At 57.2% G+C, this 514-nt stretch carries 1 pseudogene; it reads left to right on the forward strand.

Annotated features, from left to right (window positions below):
• Window positions 1–32: 32 nt before the first annotated feature.
• Window positions 33–514, forward strand: a pseudogene (locus GBM95_RS12015) (IS1634 family transposase); the annotation flags it as partial.

Here is a 514-nt window from a genome sequence, read left to right on the forward strand (position 1 = left end):
ACCGCGACATCTCAGAGAAGCAGTTCAGCGCATTGAAGTCTCAGCTCGGAGCGGACGTAACGCGCGTGCATGACGATCAGCGCATTGAGGCAAAGCTTGCCATCTGCTTCATTGCCGCCGTCATTCGTACGGAAATCGAACTCGCCTGCCGCAAGCTGGAGCTCGACACCAACAAGTCCCTGCGGGAGGCGGATCGCACCGTTCTGACGCTGATGCCGAATGATGAGTACTGTGCCGTGCACGACTACTCAAAGCGCATGGCTCTGCTCTATGCCGAATTCGGCTTGAGCGACGAGCATCTCGACTTCTTTGCGCAGGAGGTGAACGGTCGCAGAAATCCGGTTCACAGCCAGACGCGCACGATGCCGCCGTTTTTGACGCCTGCGCCCAAACGCAAACCCGGAAGACCCGCGAAGAAGAAAGCTCTGGAAGATACAGAGATGCCTAAGCGGAAACCCGGACGCCCCAAAGGCAGTAAAAACAAGAAAACGCTTGAACGGGAAGCTCTGCAGGC

This window comes from Sutterella seckii, assembly GCF_009183815.1.
Classification (GTDB): Bacteria; Pseudomonadota; Gammaproteobacteria; order Burkholderiales; family Burkholderiaceae_F; genus Sutterella; species Sutterella seckii.